The 15,410-nt window shown below is 57.9% G+C and carries 17 protein-coding genes and 1 tRNA gene; 5 read left to right on the top strand and 13 right to left on the bottom strand.

All coding sequences use genetic code 11. The annotated features are described in order from the left end of the window. Window positions 1–41: 41 nt before the first annotated feature. Window positions 42–797, top strand: coding sequence for a cell division protein ZapD (gene zapD, locus Q0341_RS02870; RefSeq protein WP_299510419.1), 756 nt, complete (start codon window positions 42–44; stop codon window positions 795–797). Next, the gene (locus Q0341_RS02865; protein ID WP_299510417.1) at window positions 794–1,009 is read left to right on the top strand and encodes a DNA gyrase inhibitor YacG; all 216 of its coding nucleotides are present in this window, start codon (window positions 794–796) and stop codon (window positions 1,007–1,009) included. Before zapD ends, Q0341_RS02865 begins: the two co-directional genes overlap by 4 nt. A 102-nt stretch (window positions 1,010–1,111) precedes the next feature. Here the strand turns inward: Q0341_RS02865 and Q0341_RS02860 are convergent, their stop codons facing one another. The 4 genes from Q0341_RS02860 to secA form a co-directional block, all read right to left on the bottom strand. Then, entirely contained in the window at window positions 1,112–1,597 is a 486-nt protein-coding gene (locus Q0341_RS02860) for an NUDIX domain-containing protein (protein WP_299510415.1), read from the bottom strand. Between the two features lie 7 nt (window positions 1,598–1,604). Continuing rightward, on the bottom strand, window positions 1,605–2,495 hold the full coding sequence (locus Q0341_RS02855; RefSeq protein ID WP_299510414.1) for an ATP-binding protein: 891 nt from the start codon (window positions 2,493–2,495) through the stop codon (window positions 1,605–1,607). Continuing rightward, on the bottom strand, window positions 2,492–3,721 hold the full coding sequence (gene argJ / locus Q0341_RS02850) for a bifunctional glutamate N-acetyltransferase/amino-acid acetyltransferase ArgJ (protein ID WP_299510413.1): 1,230 nt from the start codon (window positions 3,719–3,721) through the stop codon (window positions 2,492–2,494). Before argJ ends, Q0341_RS02855 begins: the two co-directional genes overlap by 4 nt. A gap of 82 nt (window positions 3,722–3,803) precedes the next feature. Then, on the bottom strand, window positions 3,804–6,551 hold the full coding sequence (gene secA / locus Q0341_RS02845; RefSeq protein ID WP_299510412.1) for a preprotein translocase subunit SecA: 2,748 nt from the start codon (window positions 6,549–6,551) through the stop codon (window positions 3,804–3,806). A 215-nt stretch (window positions 6,552–6,766) separates the two neighbouring features. On the opposite strand from secA, the gene Q0341_RS02840 reads away from it, so the two are divergent. Beyond that, window positions 6,767–7,069 (top strand): DciA family protein, encoded by a 303-nt coding sequence (locus Q0341_RS02840; protein WP_299510411.1) that lies wholly within the window; start codon window positions 6,767–6,769, stop codon window positions 7,067–7,069. Between the two features lie 79 nt (window positions 7,070–7,148). On the opposite strand, the gene Q0341_RS02835 is transcribed toward Q0341_RS02840, so the two are convergent. The 6 genes from Q0341_RS02835 to petA all read right to left on the bottom strand — a co-directional run bounded on the left by Q0341_RS02835 (window position 7,149) and on the right by petA (window position 11,298). Further along, window positions 7,149–7,224, bottom strand: a tRNA-Thr gene (locus Q0341_RS02835). Window positions 7,225–7,279: 55 nt separating this feature from the next. Next, entirely contained in the window at window positions 7,280–7,741 is a 462-nt protein-coding gene (locus tag Q0341_RS02830; protein WP_299510410.1) for a ClpXP protease specificity-enhancing factor, read from the bottom strand. A gap of 21 nt (window positions 7,742–7,762) precedes the next feature. Beyond that, complete coding sequence (locus Q0341_RS02825; protein ID WP_019429763.1) at window positions 7,763–8,374, bottom strand: glutathione S-transferase N-terminal domain-containing protein; 612 nt, start codon at window positions 8,372–8,374, stop codon at window positions 7,763–7,765. A gap of 97 nt (window positions 8,375–8,471) precedes the next feature. Further along, window positions 8,472–9,236 carry a cytochrome c1 gene (locus Q0341_RS02820; RefSeq protein WP_299510408.1) on the bottom strand — a complete coding sequence of 255 codons (765 nt, stop codon included), beginning with the start codon at window positions 9,234–9,236 and terminating at the stop codon, window positions 8,472–8,474. A gap of 20 nt (window positions 9,237–9,256) precedes the next feature. After that, window positions 9,257–10,690 (bottom strand): cytochrome bc complex cytochrome b subunit, encoded by a 1,434-nt coding sequence (locus Q0341_RS02815; RefSeq protein ID WP_299510407.1) that lies wholly within the window; start codon window positions 10,688–10,690, stop codon window positions 9,257–9,259. An 11-nt stretch (window positions 10,691–10,701) separates the two neighbouring features. Next, window positions 10,702–11,298 (bottom strand): ubiquinol-cytochrome c reductase iron-sulfur subunit, encoded by a 597-nt coding sequence (gene petA / locus Q0341_RS02810; protein ID WP_299510406.1) that lies wholly within the window; start codon window positions 11,296–11,298, stop codon window positions 10,702–10,704. A 142-nt stretch (window positions 11,299–11,440) separates the two neighbouring features. On the opposite strand from petA, the gene mscL reads away from it, so the two are divergent. Then, the gene (gene mscL, locus Q0341_RS02805) at window positions 11,441–11,872 is read left to right on the top strand and encodes a large conductance mechanosensitive channel protein MscL (protein WP_299510405.1); all 432 of its coding nucleotides are present in this window, start codon (window positions 11,441–11,443) and stop codon (window positions 11,870–11,872) included. Window positions 11,873–11,894: 22 nt separating this feature from the next. Here the strand turns inward: mscL and pdxA are convergent, their stop codons facing one another. Then, window positions 11,895–12,944: a 4-hydroxythreonine-4-phosphate dehydrogenase PdxA gene (pdxA, locus tag Q0341_RS02800; RefSeq protein WP_299510404.1), complete on the bottom strand. Its 1,050-nt coding sequence runs from the start codon at window positions 12,942–12,944 to the stop codon at window positions 11,895–11,897. Window positions 12,945–12,962: 18 nt separating this feature from the next. After that, complete coding sequence (locus tag Q0341_RS02795; protein ID WP_299510403.1) at window positions 12,963–13,715, bottom strand: Nif3-like dinuclear metal center hexameric protein; 753 nt, start codon at window positions 13,713–13,715, stop codon at window positions 12,963–12,965. Between the two features lie 149 nt (window positions 13,716–13,864). On the opposite strand from Q0341_RS02795, the gene Q0341_RS02790 reads away from it, so the two are divergent. Then, window positions 13,865–15,025 carry a trypsin-like peptidase domain-containing protein gene (locus Q0341_RS02790; RefSeq protein ID WP_299510402.1) on the top strand — a complete coding sequence of 387 codons (1,161 nt, stop codon included), beginning with the start codon at window positions 13,865–13,867 and terminating at the stop codon, window positions 15,023–15,025. A gap of 76 nt (window positions 15,026–15,101) precedes the next feature. Here Q0341_RS02790 and Q0341_RS02785 read toward each other — a convergent pair. Beyond that, window positions 15,102–15,410: twin-arginine translocase subunit TatC (locus tag Q0341_RS02785; protein WP_299510401.1), on the bottom strand; the 309-nt coding region annotated here is incomplete at its 5' end.

Genomic DNA, 15,410 nt, shown 5'->3' with positions numbered 1-15,410 from the left:
CGCTGACTTCGGGCTATGATCGGGGCACTGGAAAATGCCGCGTGATACTGTACGAATACCCCTTTAACGAACGCATTCGCACCTATTTGCGACTGCAGTTGCTGTTTTCCCGCATGGGTCAACTGATCGGGCGTGAGCACGCGTTGGACCACCATTTCGCCCTCACCACCTTGTTTGAAATCATGGAGGTGGGCACGCGTTCAGAACTGAAATCCGAAGTGCTCAAGGATCTGGAGCGGCAAAAACAGCTGTACACAGCGTACCGGGGCAACCCCGCGATTTCTGAAAAAGCGCTCGATGGCCTGATTGGTCAATTGGACGATCACTTTGAAGCCCTGAACCAGGTCAATGGCAAGATCGGCCAAAACCTGACCGAACAAGATTTCCTGATGTCTCTGCGAAGCCGGGTCGTGATCCCGGGTGGTACTTGTGAGTTTGACCTCCCTGCTTATCATGCGTGGCAGCACCACAGCGCTGAAAGCCGAAAGACCGACTTGCAGCAATGGTCGGCGGCGTTTGCCCCCCTGGCTCAAGCCATTCACTTGCTGCTGCAAATGCTCCGCGAGACCGGCTCGAGCCAAAAGGTGATGGCCACGGGCGGTCTGTTGCAGCAAAATCTGCCTCAGGGTCGCACTTTTCAACTGCTGCGGCTCAAAATTGACCCCTCACTGGGCATCACCCCTGAAATCAGCTGCAACCGCCTGTTGGTGGTGATCCGAATGATGCGGCAACAAAGCGATGGCAAGCTGTTGTCCATCCAGGAAGATGTGCCTTTTGAGATGGCTTTGTGTGCATGAGCGCGCCAAAGTCATCCCCCGACTTCACCCCCCGCCAAGTGCGTTGCCCTGCCTGCGCAGGTCTGAGCCTGTACAGCAGCGCCAACCCATACCGCCCGTTTTGCAGCGCCCGTTGTAAAGGTGTCGATTTGGGGGCATGGGCCAGTGAAGAATTCAAACTGCCCGACGACACACCACCCGACGAGCCCTTTGGCGATCCACGGCTGCAGTGAAGTGAATGCTCTGGTGGTCTTCAAACAAAAACACGCATTGCATTTTTAGTAGGTCGGTGCCTTTAGGTCCGACATGTCTTCACACATCACGAAGCGACATTTTCAAGATGCGTGAGTGACCCCCGTGAATTCACGCTCCTGGGCCAACCAATCCAGAACCGGGATGGTGCCTGGCAGCACGGGTCCCACCGCCACCGGCAGCACCTGCCATGCGTGCGATTGGGCTTCGCGCATTTGCAGCTCGCCCTGCCAGTCCCACACTTTGCAAAAGTGCAGCCGCACCAAAGCGTGTGGGTAATCGACCATCTGGGTTTTCCACACCTGCACGGCACCGATGGTGATGCCCAGCTCTTCTTGCAACTCGCGGCGCAGCGCTTGCTCGACCGACTCGCCCACTTCGAGCTTGCCACCCGGGAATTCCCAGTAGCCTGCATACACCTTGCCCTCTGGGCGCGAGGTCAGCAAAAAATGGCCGTCGGCCTGCAGCAGCACGCCCACCGCCACATCGACCACGGCACGCTCGGCCTGGCCCTGGCTCAGGTCTTCTCGTGCGCGCTCGCCGTCGGCGACCAACAGATCCTGACTCATGTGTGGCTCATGCGGGGTCGGCTTGGCGGCCCATCATGTCCCGCGCAAACTGGTAGGCCACCCGGCCGCTGCGCGAGCCGCGCTCCAAGGCCCACAGCAGCGCATCAGGGCGTGCGGCCTCAATTTGTGCGGGTGTTGCACCCAGAGCGCTGAGCCACTGGCCTGCAATGGTCAGGTACTCGTCTTGCGAGAAGGGATAGAAACTGATCCACAAGCCAAAACGCTCGGACAGGGAAATTTTCTCTTCCACGCCTTCACCGGGATGGACTTCGCCATCGTCGGTGTGTTTGTAGGTGAGGTTCTCGCTCATGTACTCGGGCAGCAGGTGGCGGCGGTTGCTGGTGGCGTACACCAACACATTGGGGGTCGAGGCCGCAACGGTGCCATCCAGAATCGACTTGAGCGCCTTGTAGCCCGGCTCGCCATCTTCAAAGCTCAGGTCGTCGCAATAGACCACGAACTTTTCTGGGCGACCCGCCACCACTTCGATGATGTCGGGCAGGTCGGTCAGGTCTTCTTTGTCGACCTCAATCAAGCGCAGGCCTTGCGGCGCATAGGTGTTCAGACACGCCTTGATGAGAGAGGATTTGCCGGTGCCGCGTGCGCCTGTGAGCAGCACGTTGTTGGCCGGACGCCCGCGCACAAACTGCTCGGTGTTGCGCTGTAGCTTTTCCTTTTGGTCGTCAATTTCCTTGAGGTCATTGAGCGTCATGGCCGCCACATGGCGCACCGGATCCAACACACCGTGGCCGGACGATCGCTTGCGGTAGCGCCAGGCAATGGCCTGCGTCCAGTCGGGGGCAGACAGGGGTTGAGGCAAGACCGATTCGATGCGGTCCACCAGCTGGCTGACTTTGGCCAGCAGTTGGTCCAAAGCGGTAGTGGAAGGTGTATTCATGAACGGTAATCGGCGTTGATGGTGACGTAATCGTGGCTCAGGTCGCAGGTCCACACGGTGTCGCTGGCGGTGCCTCGGCCTAGGCCTACACGCACGGTGATTTCGCTGCCCTTCATGACGCGCTGACCGTCTTCTTCGCGGTACTCGGCGCGGCGGCCGCCTTGCGAGACCACATGCACATCGTCCAGATGCAATTCGATCAGGCCCTGGTCCAGGTCTTCAATCCCGGCGTAACCCACGGCCGCCAAAATGCGGCCCAGGTTCGGGTCGCTGGCAAAAAAAGCTGTTTTGACCAATGGAGAATGCGCAATGGCATAGGCCACCAGGCGGCACTCTTCGTCCGTGCGGCCGCCTTCCACCTGCACGGTGATGAACTTGGTCGCACCCTCGCCATCGCGCACGATGGCGTGCGCCAGCTGGCGAGCCACTTGCATCAGACCCTGCACCAAGGCCTGACCATCGGCGCTGTCGAGTGACGTGATGGGGGTATGCGCAGCCTTGTGCGTGGCGATCAGCATGAAGGAATCGTTGGTCGAGGTGTCGCCATCGATGGTGATGCGATTGAACGAACCATCGGCCAACTGTTTGGCCAGATCTGGCAACAAGGCCGAGTCGATGCATGCGTCGGTGGCCACAAAGCCGAGCATGGTGGCCATGTTGGGGCGGATCATGCCCGCGCCCTTGCTGATGCCTGTGATGCTCACGGCCCTCCCGCCCACTTGCACCTGCACGCTCGCCGCTTTGGGCACGGTGTCGGTGGTCATGATGCCTTCGGCAGCTGTGGCCCAATGGGCGGCCTGCGCGTTGGCCAAGGCCGCAGGCAGGCCCGCCACGATGCGGTCCACGGGCAGCGGCTCCATGATCACGCCGGTCGAAAACGGCAGCACTTGTGCTGGCGTGCAATTCAGCAGTGCGGCCAAGGCCTCGCACGTCTGACGGGCATGGGCCAGGCCCGGTGCGCCCGTGCCCGCATTGGCGTTGCCCGTGTTGATGACCAAAGCCCGCACAGAACTGCCCGCGGCCAGGTGCTCACGACAGACCTGCACAGGGGCGGCGCAAAAGCGGTTACGGGTGAACACACCGGCCACGCTGGCACCCTCGTCCAGCAAGAACACGGTGAGGTCTTTGCGGTTGGCTTTGCGCACACCCGCTTGGGCGATGCCGATGCGCACCCCCGGGATCGGGGCGAGTTGAGCGGGGTCCAGTGGGGGCAAATTCACAGGCATAAAAACTTTCAGAAAAACGATCTGCGCTCAAAACGGCCTGCGCACACAACGGACCGAAGCCCGTTTTGTGCGAGACGCCCCATCAGGCGAGTTTGCCGTGACAGTGCTTGAACTTTTTGCCGCTGCCGCAAGGGCAAGCTTCGTTGCGACCGACCGCACCAAACGTTTCCTGCAGACTGGCCAAGTCAGCGCTCACGGTTTGCGGCTGACCGGTTTCATCCGGCGCGCTGTAAGTCACGTTGCTGATCTGCTCTGCACGCTCTTCGATCGCCTGTGCAGCCTGTTGCATTTGGTCGCCAGACTCAATGCGCACCATCATCAGGCTTCGTGTGACATCGTTTTTCACAGCGTCCAACAACTGGCCGAACAGCTCGAAAGCTTCGCGCTTGTATTCTTGCTTGGGTTGCTTTTGGGCATAGCCGCGCAAATGAATGCCTTGGCGCAAATAATCAAGTGCGCTCAGGTGCTCACGCCAGTGTGTATCAATGCTTTGCAGCAAGATCATGCGCTCAAACGACACAAAGCTCTCGGAACTCACTTGTTCAAGCTTGAGCTGGAAATGGGCGTTGGCCGCGGCCACCACCATCTCCAAAATGTCTTCGTCCGCGATGGCACTGGATGCTTGGACCTTGCTCTGCAAGTCCAACGGCATGGCCCACTCCTCGGCGAGCACTTTTTCCAACCCCGTCAGGTCCCATTGTTCTTCGACAGATTCGGCCGGCACATACTGTCGAACCAAGTCGCTGAAGCAACCCTCGCGCAGCGATGTGATCTGGCCGGCCATGTCCTGCGCGTCCAGAATATCATTGCGCTGCTGGTAAATGACCTTGCGCTGGTCATTCGACACATCGTCGTATTCGAGCAATTGTTTTCGGATGTCAAAGTTGCGTGCTTCGACCTTGCGCTGGGCACTTTCAATGCTGCGCGTGACGATGCCCGCTTCAATGGCTTCGCCTTCAGGCATCTTCAAACGGTCCATGATGGAGCGCACACGGTCGCCCGCAAAAATACGCATCAACGGGTCGTCCAGGCTCAAATAAAAGCGCGAGGACCCAGGATCGCCCTGACGGCCAGAGCGACCACGCAGCTGGTTGTCGATGCGGCGTGACTCATGGCGCTCGGTGGCAATGATGCGCAAGCCCCCCAACGCGGTAACCTGATCGTGCACGAGCTTCCACTGCTCGCGCAACTGGGCCAATTTTTCCTGACGCGCAGCTTCTGACAAGCTTTCATCGGCTTCGATGGCTTGCACGTCTTTTTCGATGTTGCCACCCAACACGATGTCGGTGCCCCGACCGGCCATGTTGGTGGCGATCGTGATCATGCCGGGGCGACCAGCTTGGGCCACGATGTCGGCCTCACGGGCATGCTGCTTGGCGTTGAGCACCTGGTGCGGCAATTTGGCCTGTGTGAGCATTTGCGCGATCAGCTCGGAGTTTTCAATCGATGTGGTGCCCACCAGTACGGGCTGGCCGCGCTCATGGCATTCACGGATGTCGGTGATGGCTGCGTTGTAACGTTCGTGCGAAGTCTTGTACACGCGGTCCAGCTGGTCATCGCGTTGGCTCTTGCGGTGCGGCGGAACGACCACGGTCTCCAGGCCGTAGATTTCCTGAAACTCATACGCCTCGGTGTCGGCCGTCCCGGTCATGCCACCGATCTTGTTGTAAAGACGGAAATAGTTCTGGAAGGTGATGGAGGCCAGGGTCTGGTTTTCGGCCTGAATCTGCACACCTTCTTTGGCTTCCACCGCCTGGTGCAAGCCATCGCTCCAGCGGCGGCCCGTCATCAATCGCCCCGTGAATTCGTCCACGATGATGATCTCGCCATCCTGCACCACATAGTGCTGGTCGCGGTGGTACAGGTGCTGCCCTCGCAAGGCGGCGTTGAGGTGATGCATCAAGGTGATGTTGGCCGGGTCGTACAGGCTCGCCCCTTCGGGGATAAGGCCCATTTGTGACAGCACGGCTTCGGCTTTTTCGTGTCCTTGTTCGGTCAAGAAAATTTGTTGCGTTTTTTCATCGAGTGTGAAGTCGCCAGGCGTGATGATGCCCTCTCCCGTGCGCGGATCGGCCTCGCCCTCTTGACGGGTCAGCATCGGAACAACCTGGCGCATGGACAAGTAAGTCGCCGTGTGGTCTTCGGCCTGCCCACTGATGATCAAGGGGGTGCGGGCTTCGTCGATCAGGATCGAATCCACCTCGTCGATGATGGCGTAATTCAAAGGGCGCTGAACGCGGTCATGGGACTCATAGACCATGTTGTCGCGCAGGTAATCAAAGCCGTATTCGTTGTTCGTACCGTAGGTGATGTCGGCGTTGTAAGCCGCTTGTTTTTCTTCCCTTGCCAGCTGGGACAAGTTGATGCCCACGGTCAAACCCAGGAAGTTGTAGAGCTTGCCCATCCATGTGGCATCGCGGCTGGCCAGGTAATCGTTCACCGTCACCACATGCACGCCCTTGCCCGCGATGGCGTTGAGGTAAGCGGGCAGCGTAGAGGTCAGGGTTTTGCCCTCACCCGTGCGCATCTCGGCAATCTTGCCGTTGTGCAAGGCAATCCCTCCCGCCAGCTGCACATCGAAATGCCTCATTTTCATGACCCGCTTGGAGCCTTCACGTACCACGGCAAACGCCTCGGGCAACAAGGCATCCAGGCTCTCGCCAGCGGCCGCACGTTCGCGAAAGTGCTGTGTTTTCCCTTTCAACTCATCGTCGCTCAGGCTTTCTAGCCCTGCCTCAAGTGCATTGATGCGCTCCACCGTTTTGCGGTATTGCTTCAAAAGGCGGTCATTGCGGCTGCCGAAAATTTTGGTGAGGAATGGGATGGCCATGTCTATTAGATCCACCTTCAGCGCGGGGCTGAAAAACAGACCGTCTATCCTGTCTGGTTAAAAGTTACACGAGAACCGGGCTTGGATGCCTACAGCCCCTCACCCTGACAGGCCAGCCACGGGCTGCCTGTACAACCCAATGATTTTAGCCGCTTGAGTCGCCCGGCTTTTTCACCTTTACGCAAGGCTTTTCAGGTACCTGATAATCAGCTGCCATGACCAGACGCCACCAAGCCATTCCTCTGCAACAAGCGGCCCAAGAGTCTCCTGCTTTGTCGCTGTTGATGGGGCGTGTACGCGACTCATCGGAGCGCCTGCTGGCCATCCGAAGCCTGCTTCCCGCGCCATTACGGGCCAGCGTTCAGGCCGGCCCCATTGAAGAAGGCTGCTGGTGTCTTCTGGTGGGCTCGAATGCGGTGGCGGCCAAACTGCGACAAATGCTGCCGGCACTGCAAGCCCACCTGAGCAGCAAGGGATTGGGTGTCTCCTCCATTCGCCTGAAAGTGCAAAAACGCTGATGCTTCATTGGGTGTCAAGCGTCTTCGCTGAAAACAGCCAAAAAAAAGCCCCGATCATTGCTGATCGGGGCTGGTATTTTGGTGCCGCTTGTCGGATTCGAACTGACGACCTACCGCTTACAAGGCGGGTGCTCTACCAACTGAGCTAAAGCGGCACAGGCTGAATTTTAACTTGCTCAAGGCCCAACTTGGCCTCGATAGCCGATTTTTTTATTTGATGCGCTTGAGCGCAGGCCGTGTGGGGTTGCTCGGGCTGGGCGACGTATCCTTGGCGCCATCGTCTTCAGACACAGGTGCAGCCTTGTCCACCGCTGACAAAGTCGCTGAACCGGCAGGTGCAGTCTCCTCGTCACTGACCGGGAACGCCATGCCTTGGCCATTTTCTCGGGCATAAATGGCCATGACCCGATGAATAGGCACCATGATCTCGCGGGGTTTGCCACCGAAGCGGGCTTTGAATTCGATGAAGTCATTGCCCAGTTTGAGCGAACTGGTGGCGTCCATGCTGACGTTCAGCACAATCTCGCCGCCTTGTACGTACTCTCGCGGCACCTGAACCGAGTTGTCTACCTTGACGGCCACATAGGGGGTGAAGCCGTTTTCGGAGCACCAGTCGTACAGGGCGCGGATCAGGTATGGCCTGGTCGAGGGCAGTTCTGTGTTGCTGATCATGGTCAAACGGGCTCCCTGGATTTACTTGCGCATGACCTTTTCTGAAGGCGTCAGCGCTTCGATGTAGGCTGGACGCGAAAAGATTCGCTCGGCATATTTGAGCAAAGGAGCTGCATTCTTGCTCAGCTCGATGCCGTAGTAGTCAAGACGCCACAACAAAGGGGCGATGGCCACATCCAGCATGGAGAAGTTATCACCCAACATGAACTTGTTCTTGAGGAACACAGGCGCCAACTGCGTCAAGCGGTCGCGGATGTGCGAGCGGGCTTTTTCCAGGGCCTTGTCGTTGCCCTTGAGGGCACGATTTTCCAAAGTCAGCACATGCGCGAAGAGCTCTTTTTCAAAATTGAGCAAAAACAAACGCACGCGCGCACGGTCCACGGGGTCGCCGGGCATCAGCTGGGGATGAGGGAAGCGCTCATCGATGTACTCGTTGATGATGTTCGACTCGTACAAGATCAAGTCACGCTCAACCAGAATGGGCACTTGGCCATACGGGTTCATGACATTGATGTCTTCGGGCTTGTTATAGAGGTCAACGTCACGGATTTCGAAGTCCATGCCTTTTTCAAACAGCACAAAGCGGCAACGATGGGAAAAAGGACAAGTGGTTCCGGAATAAAGCACCATCATGGCAAAGGTTCCTCAAAAAAATTAAAAAGAGTGGGGGGCCGATATGACCCGCCACTCCACAAGACCCGGCCAACGCATGGCCGAGCATAAAGACCAATTACTTGATGTCTTTCCAGTACGCGGCATTCAGACGCCAGGCAATGAAGGTGAAGAATGTCAAGAAAATCAGAACCCACACACCAATGCGCACACGGGTGTTTTGGGCGGGCTCGGCCATCCACTGCATGTAGCCCACGAGATCACCGACCGCTTGGTCGTATTCGAGAGGGGTCATGGTGCCAGGCTTGACCTGCTTCCAGCCTTTGAAGATCTGGACGGTGTGTCCATGCTCTTCTTTTTCTTCATAAACGGGCTCACGCTCACCTTGCAATTCCCACAAGGGGTTGGGCATGCCCACGTTGGGATAAGCCAAGTTGTTCCAGCCGGTTGGCTTGGCTTCATCCCGGTAGTAGGTTCGCATGTAGGTGTAGAGGTAATCGGCACCAGTTCCACCAGGCCCTGAACGCGAGCGCGCCATCAGGGTCAAATCGGGCGGGTTCTTACCGAACCACTCTTTGGCCTGCGCAGGATCAATTGCGACCTTCATGGTGTTACCGACACGGTCGGTCGCAAACATCAGGTTGTCCTTGATCTGCTGCTCGGTCAAACCAATATCGGTCAGGCGGTTGTAACGCATGAAGGCAGCAGAGTGGCAGTTGAGGCAATAGTTAGCAAACAACTTGGCACCGTTTTGCAGGGCTGCCAAATCGTTGGTTTTCTTGGGCGCTTTGTCCCAGGCAATACCGCCACCAGCGGCGTGCGCACCTGCCACCATACCCAAGGCCATCACAAAGCCGAGCGCGAGTTTCTTGAGGTTTTTCATGTTCTTGAATCTCCGTGATCTCAGTGAGGCGTGAAGGTGACGCGGTCAGGCACTTGCTTGAACGTGCCCAGCTTGCTCCACCAGGGCATCAATAAGAAGAATTCAAAATAACCGAGGGTGAAAAGTTGAGAGACACGTTCAGCGATGTCTTGACCCAGCACGTGCCCCCAAACACCTGGCGCTTTCACACCCAAGTATCCAAGAACCAAGAACATGAACACAAACGCTGCATAAACGTATTTGTGCCAGTCGGGACGGTAACGGATCGACTTGACCGGGCTGTAATCGAGCCAAGGCAAGAAAAACAAGATGATCACGGCACCGCCCATAACGACCACACCCCAGAATTTGGCATCGATGGCCAGCAGCATGGCCGAAATGACCACCGCCGCACCGATCACACCGATCTTGAGGAAACTCGGCAGTTTGGCTTTGGCTACCGCCAAAACGGCAGCCAACACCACACACAACACCAACACATACATCATCTCGCTGGTGATGGCACGCAGCATGGAGTAGAACGGGGTGAAGTACCAGACCGGCGCAATGTGCAAAGGCGTGGTCAGCGGATCGGCCGGAATAAAGTTGTTGTATTCCAGGAAATACCCACCGAATTCAGGCGCAAAAAACACAATCGCCGTGAACGCCATCAAGAAAACGCTGACCGACAAAATGTCATGAACAGTGTAGTAGGGGTGGAAAGGAATGCCATCCAAAGGATTGCCGCGGGCATCTTTGGGTGCATCTGCTGCTTTGATCTCGACACCGTCGGGGTTGTTAGAACCCACTTCATGCAAGGCGATGATGTGTGCCACCACCAAGCCGAGCAACACCAAAGGCACAGCGATGACGTGGAAACTGAAGAATCGGTTCAAGGTGGCATCACCCACCACAAAGTCACCTCGGATCAGCAAGGCCAGGTCAGGACCGATGACAGGCACGGCCGAGAACAAGTTCACGATCACCTGAGCACCCCAGTAGGACATCTGGCCCCAAGGCAACAAGTAACCCATAAAGGCTTCGGCCATCAGCACCAAGAAAATGGCGCAACCGAAAATCCAGACCAACTCACGCGGCTTGCGGTACGAACCGTACATCAAACCCCGGAACATGTGCAGGTAGACCACAATGAAAAACGCAGATGCCCCTGTCGAGTGCATGTAACGGATCAACCAGCCCCAAGGCACGTCGCGCATGATGTATTCGACGGAGGCAAATGCCAATGCGGCATCTGGCTTGTAGTGCATCACCAAAAAGATGCCGGTCACGATCTGGATCACCAGCACCAAGAGGGACAGCGCACCAAACACGTACCAAATGTTCAGGTTTTTGGACGCGTAGTACTCAGACAGATGGTCCTTGTACAGCTTGGATGCCGGAAAACGGTTGTCCACCCAATTGAGCAGCTTTTCACCGGCGGGGGCGTTAGGAGAAATTTCTTTGAATTGAGCCATGTTGTTCTCCATCAAGCCTTTTTGTCTTCACCAATGATCAACTTGGTGTCGGACAGGTACATGTGCGGAGGCACTTCAAGGTTGTCAGGTGCGGGTTTGTTCTTGAACACACGGCCAGCCAGATCGAAGGTCGAGCCGTGGCAGGCACACAAAAAACCACCGTGCCAATCGTCTGGTAAGGAAGGCTGAGGGCCTTTGGCGAATTTGTCGCCTGGCGAGCAACCCAAATGGGTGCAAATGCCGACCGCCACCATGATCTCAGGCTTGATAGACCGGTGCTGGTTTTTAGCGTATTCAGGGGTAGGGTAGGCGGTCCGCAAGGAGCTGGGGTCAGCCAACTGGCCCTCGATTTTTGCCAGGGATTCGAGTTGCTCGGGCGAGCGCTTCATGATCCACACGGGCTTGCCGCGCCATTCAACCGTCAGCTTTTCGCCCGGGTTCAAGGCGGAAATATCCACCTCGACAGCCGCACCGGCCGCCTTGGCCCTCTCGGATGGTTGGAAGCTGCTGACGAAGGGGGTGGCCACAAAGCCAGCGCCTACGGCACCTGCGCAAGTGGAGGCAATCAGCCACGTCCGCTTGCTGCTGTCGACTGGGGTGTCACTCATGGGAATCCTCTAGCGAGTCGTTATCAGGGTCAACCCGAGATTGTAGCGGTTTGAAACCCGCCACCGACACCCCCACATCAATAGACTTTATCCGGCATGGGTGACAATCGCGTTCTCTTTTGTTCAATACTGGAGTTTTTAGATGTCATTTACACAAGAATTCAAATCTTTTGCGCTGAAAGGCAACGTCATGGACCTGGCCGTTGGCGTGATCATCGGCGCGGCCTTCGGCAAGATCGTCGACTCTTTGGTCAGCGACATGATCATGCCCTTGGTCAGCCTGGTTTTTGGCGGGCTCGATTTCGCCAATTACTATTGGCCTTTGGCCGGGCAAGCGGCGGGGCTTTCGCTGGTGGAGGCCAAAAAATTGGGCGCAGTTTTTGCCTTTGGCAACTTCATCACGGTATTGATCAACTTTGCCATTCTGGCCTTCGTGATTTTCTTGATGGTGCGCCAGATCAATCGCCTCACGGCCAAGCCAGCCACCGAAGTTGCCCCAGCGCCAGCACCCATCACGCCGGAAGACGTTGTTCTGCTGCGCGAAATCAGGGACAGCCTGAAAAACAAGGCCTGAAGCGCCGACCGTCACATGCGGTTCAGCCCATCATCTGCCGCGCCATCCGAATGGCGTTGACCATGCTGCTCGCATCGGCTCTGCCCTGACCTGCCACATCCATGGCGGTGCCATGGTCTGGGCTGGTTCTGATCAGCGGCAAACCCAAGGTCACGTTCACGCCCTGTTCCACGCCCAGGTATTTGACCGGGATCAAGCCCTGGTCGTGGTACATGGCAATCACCACATCAAACTCGCGCTCGCCACTGGCTCGTTTTCGGGCGCGCATGAACACCGTGTCGGGCGCAAAAGGCCCATGGACATTCTGGCCCTCTTGTCGAGCCAAAGCCAGGCAAGGTTGCAACACTTCGATTTCCTCGCGCCCAAACAAGCCCCCCTCGCCAGCATGCGGGTTGACGCCCGCCACCGCCATGCGGGGCCTGCGGCCCAGCATTTTTGTCAAAGCCGCATCGGTGATGCGCAAAGTTTGCAAAACACCCTCGATGGTGACGGTCTGCAAAGCGTCTCGCAAAGACACATGGATGCTGACCAAAACGGTGCGCAACTCGTCATTGGCCAGCATCATGCGCACCGGCATTTGCGCCACCGACACCCCGGCGTAGCGGGCCGCTTCGGCTTGCAACAACTCGGTGTGGCCCGGGTATTGGTCGTAAGGTGCGCCTGCGGCATGCAAGGCCTCTTTGTGCAAAGGTGCGGTCACCATCGCTGCCACTTCGCCCTGCAACACGGCTCGAGTGGCCCACAGCACCGCCTCTCCCGCCAAGCGTCCCGCACGGGCATCGACCAGCCCCCACGGCAGCACGGGGGCCACAGGCACCACCTGCAACACAGGCAAACACCGTGGCGGCACCGCCAATGCTTGGGCGGGCGTGTCGATTTCGCACACGGGGTAAGTGGGGCCAGGCTGGACCAAGGCCATGGCGCGGCGCATTACGCCCACATCGCCCGCCACAAAACAGCCTTGTGTCACGTCCGGGGCATCAAGCCACGCTCGGGCAATGATTTCAGGGCCAATGCCACAAGGATCACCGGGCGTGATGGCGATCGGTCTGTCGATTTTCAAAGCGGTCATAAGGGCAGCTCCATCCCGTCAAGCCGGGTTATCGATGTCAATGAACTGGTGCGCAATGCCCAAGGTTTTTGCAACATGCGCACCCAAAGCCGGCGCGCCATAACGCTCCGTGGCATGGTGCCCGCATGCCAAAAACGCCACCCCGGTTTCGCGTGCCAAATGGGCTTGTGGTTCAGAAATTTCGCCGGTGATGAAGGCGTCCGCACCGGCCGCAATGGCCGACTCAAAATACCCTTGCGCACCCCCGGTACACCAAGCGACGCGCCGCACCGGGCCTCGCTCACCAGCAACGCAAGTCACAGATCGCCCCAGAACGCCGGACACATGATCGGCCAAAGACTGGGGGTGGTCCCAGGTTTGTGTGCCCTGCCCCAGAAAACCCAGGTCCTGCTCGCCAAATCGGCCGTCGGCTTGCAGTCCCAGCACCCGCGCCAGCTGGGCGTTGTTGCCGAGCTCAGGATGTGCATCCAGTGGCAAATGGTAGGCAAACAAATGGATGCCGTGTGTCAGCAGCAAACGCAGCCGCTCCCGCATCCAGCCCGTTACGCGGCCATCTTGGCCGCGCCAAAACAAGCCGTGGTGCACCAATATCGCATCGGCCTTCAGCCCGATGGCAGCTTCGATCAAGGCGCGGCTGGCCGTCACACCACTGACGAGCAAACGGACTTCCCTATCCCCTTCGACCTGCAGGCCGTTGGGGCCGTAATCACGGAATTTTTCAGGCTGGAGCAAAGCCTCGAAGGCTTGGTTCAGAGTGTGGGCATCGGTCATTCGGGTGTCATTTTTGGGGTAGAGGCGCTTTATTGTGTCTCAGGCCCAGATGAGCCGACCAGGTTCCGGTCGTTTGTGGTCTAACCCAAGCGGGGCAATGCAGCACGCGCAACCACGTGTGCCACCCGAATCAAGGACAATCTGAGCCTATGAAACGTTATTGGCTTTTATTTTCGCAATGGGTAACGGTCTTGCTCGCCATCTGGTTCGTGGTGGCCAACTTGCAGCCTGAATGGTTGCGAGGCGCTGCACAGCCGGTCCAAGGCATGACTTTGCTGCAAGCCCCTGCCGGAAACGTCGGCAGCCGCCCAGCAGGCAGTTTGAGTGCACCCGCACAAAAAGCCTCCCCCGCCGTGGTGAGCATCAACACCCGCAAAGGCGCCGGCAACAACCCGCACAGCCAAGACCCCTGGTTTCGCTTTTTTTACGGCGAACAAGAAGAGCAAAACCCCTCTGGTTTGGGCAGCGGGGTGATCGTCAGCCCCGAGGGCCACATCCTGACCAACAACCACGTCATCGAAGATGCCGACGACATCGAGGTGGTGCTCAGCGATGGCCGCAAAACCCTGGCCAAAGTGATCGGCACCGACCCCGACTCCGACTTGGCCTTGCTGCAAATCACACTGGACAAGCTGCCGGTGATCGTCTTGGGCCAGTTGCAGGACCTGCAAGTGGGCGATGTGGTGCTGGCCATTGGTAACCCTTTTGGGGTCGGCCAAACCGTGACCTCGGGCATCGTCAGCGCCCTGGGCCGCAGCCAACTGGGCATCAACACCTTTGAGAACTTCATCCAAACCGATGCCGCCATCAACCCTGGCAATTCCGGCGGGGCACTGGTCGATGTGAACGGCCACCTGATGGGCATCAACACCGCCATTTATTCGCGCTCCGGCGGCAGTTTGGGCATTGGTTTTGCCATCCCCATTTCCACCGCCAAGCAAGTCATGCAAGATTTGCTGCAAAACGGCAAAGTCATCCGAGGCTGGATCGGGGTGGAACCGCAAGACCTGTCTCCCGAATTGGCTGAAAGCTTCCAAATGCCGCCTGCCATCCCCCCTCATACCCGATCTGGCGTGGTCATCGCCGGCGTGCTGCAAAACGGCCCCGCCGCCAAAGCGGGGGTGCGCCCCGGTGACGTGATCTTGCAAGTGGGCAGCCAGCCTGTGGGCAGCGTGTCTGACTTGCTCAACCAAGTCGCCAGCCTCAAGCCGGGCGTTGCAGCCGAGGTGCTGATCTGGCGTGAAAAAGCCCAAATGTCCCTGCGCCTGACGCCTGCAGAAAGACCCTCACCTCAACGGCGAGCGCCTTGAAGGCCAAACCAGCTTCGGAAACACCATGAAAAAAGGGCCAGACGGCACTTTTTTCATGGTTCAGTCATCGATCAGCTCAGTTGTCATCGTCAGATGTTTCAGGGGCCTGGGTGTTCTTGATGAAGACTTGTGCAGCCCAAATGCCCATCTCATAGAGCAAACACATCGGGATGGCCAGGGCCAATTGTGAAACCACATCAGGCGGGGTGACGATGGCGGCGATCACGAAGGCCAGCACCACAAAGTAGCCCCGGAATTCCTTGAGTTTCTGCACACTGACAATGCCCATGCGCGCCAACACCACCACAGCCACGGGCACTTCAAAAGCCAAGCCAAAGGCCAGGAACATGGACAACACAAAGCTCAGATAAGCCTCGATGTCAGG

Origin of the sequence: uncultured Limnohabitans sp. (genome assembly GCF_937889215.1) — a bacterium.
Taxonomy (GTDB): Bacteria; Pseudomonadota; Gammaproteobacteria; order Burkholderiales; family Burkholderiaceae_C; genus Limnohabitans_A.
Note: the sequence above shows the minus strand (reverse complement) of the source record. Positions and strands in the feature narration are given on the sequence as shown.